Source organism: Streptomyces sp. NPDC059679, from assembly GCF_042734105.1.
In the GTDB taxonomy this organism is placed as follows: Bacteria; Actinomycetota; Actinomycetes; order Streptomycetales; family Streptomycetaceae; genus Streptomyces.
In genome coordinates, this window is the sequence record NZ_JBHWES010000142.1 from 1 (window position 1) to 9,188 (window position 9,188).

Genomic DNA, 9,188 nt, shown 5'->3' on the forward strand with positions numbered 1-9,188 from the left:
CGCAAAGACCACCCCACACCCGCTCCCACCCCGCTACACTCCCCACCCCCAGGCCGCTGACCAGCAGGAATGGAGAAGTCCGGCTGGAGTATTAGTACTCCAGTTGCAGTTCGCTATCGCTGCTGGTGTCCCGTCAGGTGGCGGGAGTTCGTGACCTCGGGTGCGGCGGTGGTAGTGGCAGCGGCGGGCGGTGGACTGGTGACGGCGGCGCCAGCGGGACCAGTTCAATGCGTGGGCGGTGTGCCGCAGGTGCGCCGGCGTGGGGCGGCCAGTTGCCAGGAGTCGCCGGATTTCCGCCACGGTGAGCGGTGCGAGGGCGTCGGAACCGTTTCTGCCGCCCCCCTTTTGGTCCCCGCGGCGGCGGCCATCGCGGCGAGGAAAGCGTGGGCGAGCATGGCCAGGGTGATGTGCCGGTACCAGCCCGGATACCGGCGGACCTCGTATTGATCCAGGCCGCACTCGTTCTTCGCGGCCTGGAATGCCTCCTCGATCGCCCAGCGCGTCCCGGCGATCCGCACCAGTTCGGCAGCGGGAGTGCCGCTCGGCGCGTAGGCGAGGTAGTAGGCGATCTCATCCGGGCGGGCAAGGCTGCGGCGGGCCAGCGACCACCGGTCGTGGGTGGGCTGGTCACCGTCGAAGTCGTCGATGGCGGGCAGCCGCGCTGTGGCCCAGTCGTAGACGCGTGGCCCCTTCGCGCCGGCCCCGCAGGAGTGGCGTTCCCAGGCGTCGGCGGGGGCTTGGGCGATGGCGAAGTCGATGCGGCCGACGGCGTGGACATGCTGGGACTTCGGCACGGCGAGGACGTAGCCGACGCCGGATTCCTCCAGCATGCGGCGCAGCCGCCACTCCTGGCCGCAGGCCGAGTCGGCGGTCACCCAGGCGATCGGCAGCGGCGAGGCCAGTGCCCGCATGATGATGGCCTTCGCAAGGTCGCCCTTGGTGGCGAACGCGCGCTCGTCGGGGATTTTCGCCTGGGCGCAGCGGTCTGGATCGGAGGTCCAGGACTTCGGCAGGTAAAGTTCTCGGTCCACCAGCGCCCGGCCTCTGACGGTGGCGTAGGCGGCGAAGACGCCGATCTGACAGTTCTCCGTGCGACCGGCGGTGCCGGAGTACTGCCGCTGCACCCGGGCCGAGACCGTGCCCTTCTTGATGAACCCGGTGTCGTCGATGATCAGTACACCAGCGGGGTCCCCGAGTCTCTCGACGACGTATTGCTGCAGGTCATCGCGGGTCTCGTCGGGATCCCAGCAGGCACGGCTCAGCAGGTGCTGCAGTCCGGCGGGAGTGCGGTGACCGGCATGCTCGGCCAGCTGCCAGCTGTTCTTGCGGCCCACCGGCCCGAGCAGGCCGTGCACATAGGCCCGCATTCGCCGCCGCAGATCCACCCGCCCGAACCGGTGACCGATCCACACCAGCAACTCTTCCAGTTCCGCCGACCAGACATCGGGCCGCACATCATCTTGCACGGCAAACACAACGGCCCGCCGCACCCGGGGTCACGGACTCCCGCCACTTGACGGGACATCAGCCGAGTGCACTCCAAAACATGGCTCTGACCAGCAGCGATAGCGAACTGCAACTGGGTACTAGGGCGTGTATCGAATGTCAGCCCCGCCCCGGTCACGCTGCTTTCGCGTCCTCACCGGCCAGGAATGGATGCAGCAGCGTGAGCAGGGCGCGCGGCCGGTGCAGCGGGATGATGTGGCCGCAGTCTTCGATGACGTGTCCGGTGAGATCGTCGGTGACCGGGCGGAGCTGGCGTTCCAGCGCAGCACCGACGGGCCGGGCGCCCAGCGCCATCGTGGGCACCGTCAGGCGGGCAGTGGCGACCGCCTGCTCGATCTGTACCGCGCTCTCGGGCAGGGCCCGGTAGTACGAGAACGCGCAGCTCAATGCCTGGCGTCCGGTGTATGCGCGGGCGAAGGCGTCCCGGAGGGCGGGGCGCACCCCGTCGCCGAGCGTGCCGGCGCTCAGAAACCAGTCGACGTAGGCGGCCTCGTGGCCCTCCAGCACGGTCTCGGCGAGGCTGGGTGCGGCGGAATGGAAGCCGAACCACCACGGCGGCCCGTCGGCGAGGAAGTCCTCGGCGCCGGGCAGCCTGCCCAGAAGGGACTCCATGACCACCAGGCGCCGAACGAGACGGGGGCGGCGCAGGGCGAGGAGGAAGGCCGGTGCGGTGCCGGCGTCGATGCCCACCACCGCGGCTGAGGACACGCCGAGCGTGGTGAGAAGCGCCGCGGCGTCCTCGGCCAGGGTGCCCGCGTCGTATCCGGAGGCTGTCCGGCTGCTCGCGCCGAACCCGCGCAGGTCCGGCGCGATGACGCGGTAGCGGCCGGACAGGTCGGCCATGACGTCCGTCCACAGCTCCCAGGTGTGCGGGAAGCCGTGCAGCAGCAGGACGGCCGGACCCGATCCGGAGAGGGCGACGTTCAGTTCGACACCGTTGGCGGGGACGCGTCGCAGCTCGGGCATGGAGGGACTCCAGGAGTGGTGAGGAATAGTGACAAGGTCACGCTAGGGAACTAACCTGGTCCGTCCAAGACGGCACTTTCCCTTCAGGTGGTGAGCCCCGGGTGACCACATCGAGGCCCGGAGAACCCAGCCGGCGGCCCGGTGAGCGCGGTGACCTGCTGGATCCGCGCTGCCCGACCCGCCAGTTGCTCGACCGTATCGGCACCAAGTGGACGTCAATGGCGGTCAAGGTGCTGGCCGAGGAGGCTCCGGGCGATTTCCGTTTCGCGGAACTGCGGCGCCGTATCCCGGGCATCTCACAGAAGATGCTGTCCGTCACCCTGCAGAGCCTGGTCCGCGATGGCCTGGTCGCGCGCCGCGTCGAACCCACCGTGCCGCCCGCCGTCCACTACCGGCTCACCGAGCTCGGCCTGTCCCTCGAAATACCGCTCTCCGCCCTGCGGGTCTGGGCCGAGACGCACATGCCGGAGATCGACCACAGCAACCAACTCGCCGACGAGTCAGCCCCCAACTAGACGATCAAGTCCGATGTGCTCAGTGATCGAATGCGATCAGGGATCGCATGATCGGTTGGCCGGTCTTGTGGTTCCGCCAGACGGTCGCGGTCAGCGCGAGGACACGCTGAGCGACGCGGACAGCCACGCCCTCGAAGGTCCGGCCGCCGTGCTGTTCCAGGCCGAGCTGGCCCTTGAGGGTGTCGTTGACGGACTCGATCAGTTGCCGCACCGACTTGAGTAGCCGCTCGCCCTTGCGCTTCTTCTCGCGTTTGAACGAGGGCCGCAGCAGGTCGATCCCGCGCATCGCCAGGTCGTTCTCGAACTCCTTGGAGGCGAAACCCTTGTCCGCGATGAGCAGGAGTCCCGGGCGATCGGCCACCAGGTCGACGTCGACGTCCAACATGGCCTGCAATACCTCGCGCTCGTCGAGTTTCGGGTTCGCCAGCGCCCACAGCACGGGCATCCCGGTCGGGGTACACACCAGGTACAGGCGCAGGCCCCAGAAGAACCGGGAGTGGGAGGCGCAGTACCCGTATCCGGCCCAGCCGGCAAGGTCCGACCGCTTCACCGTCGGGCGGGACATCCCGCACGGTACCGGCGTGGAGTCGGCGATCCAGTGGGTGTCGAACCAGAAGTCCGTGTCCGCCGCCAGCATCCGTATCGCCCGTCTCACCAGGGGCAACGCCGCTTTGAGGCGCTTGTTGTACCCGGATTGCTGCGGCAGATAGGGAAACATCGATGCCAGGTGTGTAGTCGCGTAACGCAGCCAGCGCGTCTCGGAGTGGAAGCCGAGCAGAGCCTGGGCGACCGCGAGAGTGACCAGCTCGGCGTCGGTGAGCTTCGGTGGCCGACCCATCCAGCGGTTGGTCTCCAGCTCGTCATCGATCTTCACGTACAGTGCGGTCAGCAGGGTGTCCAGGTCATCGTTCACGCCACGATCTTGGAGGCCCTGTTCGTGATTCCCGGCGCGCCGTCAGGCGGCACCGCTACTCCGGCCACTCGCTCTTCCGAACTGCCGTGCGGCCAGCCCGAAGACGAGACCGCCGACCAGGAACCAGGGATTCCAGAGCGCCAGCGTCCACAGCCGCTGTTCCGGACTCACCCCTATCTCCAGGCCCACTGCGTCACTCAGCAGCAGCACCTCGACGGCGATGCCACGCACCACCAGCACAGCGCAGACGCACCAGCCCAGCGTCTTGACCGCCCGTCCGGCCAGGCCATGAGGCCGTGGCCGGGCGAGAAGCCATCCCAGGACGCCGCCGACAAGACACAGCATTCCCACGCCCCACAAGCCCACCACCACGAACCACCCGGGGCGTTCCTCGGCCAAGGGCCCCGCCGAGACACTCAGGCCCCAGCTGCCGCCGAGCGCCCAGTAGAAATGAAGCACAGCGAAAGCGACCGCCCACGTACACGCGAAACGCCCCCACCACCGCGGCGTTGCCTTGTCCTGCGGATCTTCATGCATAGCGAGGAGCATGCCACTGCCGTGGCGCACAACCGCCAGCAGCGCTGAGAAACCGGGACGCCCGCCATCCAGTCGGCCACCACATGCGACCGGACACATCGGACTTGATCATCTAGGGCGTGGATCGAATGTGCTGGTCACAGCCACTCGTTGATGGTCGCGACAAGGACGGTCGTCTCGTAGCGGACCGCCAACTTGTCATACCGCGTGCCTACGGCCCGGTGTCTTTTGAGGCGGTTACTGACTTCGGCGTTTCGGGGTCTGGATGTGTGTCGGGATCGGTGACGCGGTCCGGCCGGGGTGGTACGCCGGAGGCATGCGGTATCCGGACGGGGGCGGGCTGACCGCCGAACAGCGCAGGCGCCGGGAAGAGGTACGAATGCGGGCCGCCGACCTCCTCGAGGATGGCGTGGAAGTCCCGCCTGTCGCCCGGGAGTTACGGGTGAGCGAGAAGTCGGTCTACCAGTGGCGCAGCGCCTGGAAGGCGGGCGGACGCGAGGGTCTGTGTTCCAGGGGCCCTTCCGGCTACGGCTGTCGGCTCGGCCCTCACCTGCAGGCCAAGCTCGCGACGTGGCTGGAGGAGGGGCCGGCCGCGCATGGCTGGGCGGATGACCAGGTGTGGACGGCCGCCCGGGTGCGCACGCTGATCGGGCGGAAGTTCCATATCTACTACAGCGTCTCCGGTATGACCCGGCTGCTGCATCGGATGGGCTACAGCGTGCAGATGCCCGCCTGGCCCGCCGCCGAGCGCGATGAGGATGCGATCACCGCGTGGTGGGAGGGTGACCTGGCAGGAGGTGACCTGGCAGGAGGTAAAACCGCGCGGGCGGCGTCCGGCGCGTTCATCTGCTTCGAGGATGAAGCGGGCGTGACCGGCCGTCCGCCCAAGGGCCGTACCTGGGGCAGGCGCGGTATCACCCCGACCGTGAAGGTGCCCGGCCGCAGCCGTGGGCGCCTGTCGGTCGCCGGGCTGCTGTGTTACCGGCCCGGTCTTCCCGCCCGCCCGTGCTACCGGTTGCGTCGTCACACAGGGCGGAAGGGTGAACGCCGCTCGCTGGGCGAGACGGACTACATCCGGCTGCTCGACGGCGCCCACCAGTTGCTGAAAGCCCCGCTGATCGTGGTGTGGGACCGACTGAACACCCACATCTCCAAGACGATGCAGGCGCTCGTGGCGCAGCGCGAGTGGCTGACCATGGTTCTGCTGCCCGGATACGCGCCCGAACTCAACCCGGTCGAGGGCATGTGGGCGCACATCAAGCGCAGTCTGGCCAACCTGGCCGCCCGCGCCCTCGGTGAGCTGGAGACTCTGCTCCGCAGACGGCTCAAGGCGCTGCAGTACCGGCACGCCATCCTCGCCGGATTCCTCGCCGGGACGGACCTCGCTCTCGAGAGACCGGACGGACCCTGGTACACCGAAGTCAGTAACGGCCGCAAGCGGCATGTCGCGCACGCTCGGCCTGCTGCTGGGTGTGATGGTTACCGCCGCGAACTCGGAGGCCGCACCGCCGCCAAGGCGCTGCTCGAGCAAGTGGCGGGCACCCACCACCGGCTGGCCCTGGTCCGGGCCGACGGCGGCTACACCGGCAGCCTCGTCGGGTACTGCCCGGCCGCGCCCGAGCTGGTCGTTTCGATCGTCAAGCGCAGCGACGGCACTCAAGCAGAGTCAGCGGATTGCGCTGAACGCGCGGCTCGTCGGTTGCGGACAAGGTGGGCCTCCCAATGGCTTCTGTCGGAAGCACCGTCGTAGGCCGGGCCACCGTCATGTGTCCCGTACGACGTGATTCACCCCAACAGAGGGCATAGGCTCTGAAATCTCTCTGAAACACGCGAGCGCCGGGCCCTTTCCCCAGGTGGGAAGGGCCCGGCGGCCACTGGCGCACCGCTCGCGCGTTACTCCGTACGGAGCCCCTCCGGGCGCATCATGCGCCACAGCGGCCCCATGCTGACCAGGGTGACCAGCAGGATGACGCCCGCGCCGATTCCGGTCATCGTGGTGACGCTGGCCCAGTCCACGGCGACCGGTTTGTCGACCATCTTGAGCAGGATCGCCCCCAGGGCGATGCCGCCCGCGACTGACAGGGCCAGGCCCAGGACCACCGGGATGGCGGTCTGCCACAGTACGGACCAGCCGAGGGTGGTGCGGCGGGTGCCGAAGGCGACCAGGACCGACAGCAGCTTCTTGCGTTCGCGCAGTTGCTCCAGCATGGAGACGATCATGCTCGCGCCGATCAGCAGCAGGGTGGCGAAGGCGCCGATGAACAGGCCGCGCTGGATGCTCTTGAATTCGCTCGACTGCGTGGTGTCGCGCACCTCGTAGGTGTTTGCCTGGGGGGAGATCGCGGCGGTCGTGTTGCGGGCGTAATCGATGGCGTCGGGGACGTTCGGGTCGAGCCGGAGCAGCATCTGCACCGAGGGCTTGTTCAGGTCGGTGATGTCGAGCGCGCCCGGGGTGGCCAGGATGCCGGAGCGCTCGCTGCCCACCGGGTCCTTCTTGACGCTCACGACGCGCGCGGACTTGGGGATCGTCCACAGCCGTGGCTTGCCGCGGGAGGGGTCGTCGTCCTCGCCGAAGCCGAGGTTAATTGTGGCACCCGGCTTGGTGAAGTAGTCGACATCGGCGTGCCTGGCCATGAAGACGTCGCCGTCGCGGCAGTCGCCGATCCGCGCGAGCTCCTTCAGCGTGCGGCAGTCGCCGACCATCACGCCGACCCCTGCGTTGGCGAAGCCGAGGGCCTCGCGGACGCCCTTGGTGTGGGTGTAGCGCGCGATGACGTCCTGCGCCTGCGCGCCGGTGTCCACCTTGGCATCCGCCACCACATCGGCGCGGGTCGAGTCCTGTCCGGTCGAACGGGTGTTGTCGCTCTCCGCGGTGGCGAAGAGCATGGTGATTGCGATCGCGCCGGCCACGGCGACCGTGATGCCGCTGACCGCGCGCGAGGCGGCGCCGCTGCTGAGCTGGAGCCGCCGGGTGGCGAGCTGCCAGGGGACGGGGCCGCCGCCGAAGCGCTTGACGACGGCTTCGACCAGCCACGGCAGCAGCGCGGTGATGCCGACGAGCATCAGCACCGCACCGCCCGCGACCTGGTAGGTGGAGTCGGCGCTGTTCTCTTCCGAGCGGAGGTGCAGCAGCAGCGCGAGGCCGAGGACGGGGAACAGCAGCCGCCACCACAGGCGGCGGCGCGTGGGCGTGGCGTTGCGTACGACGCCGAGCGGTTCGATGGCGATGCCGCGCAGCGCGATCTGGGTGACCACGACGGCGCAGGCGGGCACGGCAACCATGATCAGCCCGGTGAGCGTGGCCGCGGGCTGGACGTCGGAGGGGAAGAAGCTGGTGCCGAACACCGTGACCCCGCCGATGAAGTGCCTGATCAGCAGGAAGAACCCCCAGCCCACCGCGAGTCCGAGGAGGGAGCCGACCAGCGCCTCGCCGGCCGCGATCCGCCGCGTCATCCGGCTGTCGGCGCCCACCAGGCGCAGCGCGGCGAGCCGTCGGTCGCGGCGCTCGCCGCCGAAGCGTACGGCGGTGGCGATGAAGATGGCCACGGGCAGCAGCAGCACCACACAGCCCACGACGATCAGCATCAGCAGGAGCGGGTCCAGGGGCTCCTTCGGGGAGTTGTCGCCCCAGCCGTCGAGACGGATGACGTTGTCGTCGATGGCGTCGGGATCGATGCTCGCGTAGTAGAAGAACTCGCCTGGCCCGATCAGCCCCTCGTCGCCGATGGTGCCGACGATCTTGTAATCGAGGCGTTCCTTGAGCAGTTTGCTGTCGCCGTCGGCGAGCAGCTTCTTCAGGGCGGGGGAGACCACCATCTCGCCGCGCGCGGGGATCCGGTCGACGCCCGGGGGCAGGGGCGGCCGGTCGCCGTCGGGTGCCAGCAGGAGTCCCGTGATGCCATCGCCGCGGAAGGTGGTGGATCCCCAGTCGAACTGCATGGTCTCAGGACCCGGCTTGATGTCGCTGCTCTCGGACGGGGTGCGGGCGTCGGTGCGGTCCTCGCGCGCGGAGACGATATGCGGGACACCGGCGGCGAACAGCAGCAGCGCCACGCCGAGCCCGACGCCGACCGCCGTGAGGAGCGTCCTGGCCCAGCTCTCCCGGCCGCCGGAGACCGCGAACCGCGCCCCCGTCGCCAGATCGGCGGCCCAGCGGGCCGGGCCGACCCGCTGGCGGGGCTCCGGGCGGTCGCGGGGCGCCTGGGGCGCCCCGCCGAGGTGCTCCCGCTCCTTCTCACCCCGCTGCGAGGTCACGTTTCCGGTGCCGCTCACCGCACGCCCGCCATGTCCCGGGCCTTGCCGTCCCGTACGACGACCTCGCGGTCGGAGTACGCGGCGACGCGGGCCTCGTGGGTGACCAGGACGACGGCGGCGTTGGTCTCCCGGGCGGCCTCGGTCAGCAGCTCCATCACCCGCTCGCCGTTGAGCGAGTCCAGGGCGCCGGTCGGCTCGTCGGCGAACAGCACGCGCGGGTTGGTGACCAGGGAGCGGGCCACGGCGACGCGCTGTCCCTGGCCGCCGGAGACCTCGCCGGGCCGTTTGGCGCGTACGTCGGCGACCTCCAGCCGCTCCAGCCAGGCCAGGGCGCGGGTCTCGGCCTCCTTGCGCCGTACGCCGTTCAGCCGCAGCGGCAGCGCGACGTTCTCCACGCAGCTCAGCTCCGGGACCAGCTGGCCGAACTGGAAGACGAAGCCGAACTCGCCGCGGCGCAGCGCGCTGCGCTGGGAGTCCGGCATCGCGGACAGCGCCCG

8 protein-coding genes are annotated in these 9,188 nt (G+C 69.5%); 2 read left to right on the top strand and 6 right to left on the bottom strand.

All coding sequences use genetic code 11. The features are described from left to right. Window positions 1–224: 224 nt before the first annotated feature. The gene (locus ACFV2X_RS54735; RefSeq protein WP_385631652.1) at window positions 225–1,454 is read right to left on the bottom strand and encodes an IS701 family transposase; all 1,230 of its coding nucleotides are present in this window, start codon (window positions 1,452–1,454) and stop codon (window positions 225–227) included. 166 nt (window positions 1,455–1,620) lie between these two features. After that, entirely contained in the window at window positions 1,621–2,472 is an 852-nt protein-coding gene (locus ACFV2X_RS54740; protein WP_385631635.1) for an alpha/beta fold hydrolase, read from the bottom strand. Window positions 2,473–2,573: 101 nt separating this feature from the next. Between ACFV2X_RS54740 and ACFV2X_RS54745 the strand changes: the two genes are divergently transcribed. Further along, window positions 2,574–2,987, top strand: coding sequence for a winged helix-turn-helix transcriptional regulator (locus tag ACFV2X_RS54745; protein ID WP_385631638.1), 414 nt, complete (start codon window positions 2,574–2,576; stop codon window positions 2,985–2,987). A 19-nt stretch (window positions 2,988–3,006) separates the two neighbouring features. Here ACFV2X_RS54745 and ACFV2X_RS54750 read toward each other — a convergent pair whose 3' ends face one another. Continuing rightward, window positions 3,007–3,900 (bottom strand): IS982 family transposase, encoded by an 894-nt coding sequence (locus tag ACFV2X_RS54750; RefSeq protein WP_385631640.1) that lies wholly within the window; start codon window positions 3,898–3,900, stop codon window positions 3,007–3,009. A 42-nt stretch (window positions 3,901–3,942) separates the two neighbouring features. Continuing rightward, window positions 3,943–4,536, bottom strand: a complete 594-nt coding sequence (locus ACFV2X_RS54755; protein WP_385631642.1) for a DUF3995 domain-containing protein — start codon at window positions 4,534–4,536, stop codon at window positions 3,943–3,945. Window positions 4,537–4,753: 217 nt separating this feature from the next. Here ACFV2X_RS54755 and ACFV2X_RS54760 point away from each other — a divergent pair, with 217 nt between their 5' ends. Continuing rightward, window positions 4,754–6,187 (top strand): IS630 family transposase, encoded by a 1,434-nt coding sequence (locus ACFV2X_RS54760; RefSeq protein ID WP_385631644.1) that lies wholly within the window; start codon window positions 4,754–4,756, stop codon window positions 6,185–6,187. Window positions 6,188–6,330: 143 nt separating this feature from the next. On the opposite strand, the gene ACFV2X_RS54765 is transcribed toward ACFV2X_RS54760, so the two are convergent. After that, window positions 6,331–8,709 (bottom strand): FtsX-like permease family protein, encoded by a 2,379-nt coding sequence (locus ACFV2X_RS54765; protein ID WP_385631647.1) that lies wholly within the window; start codon window positions 8,707–8,709, stop codon window positions 6,331–6,333. Next, on the bottom strand, window positions 8,706–9,188 hold a 483-nt coding region (locus ACFV2X_RS54770; protein ID WP_385631649.1), incomplete at its 5' end, for an ABC transporter ATP-binding protein. The genes ACFV2X_RS54765 and ACFV2X_RS54770, both read right to left, overlap by 4 nt.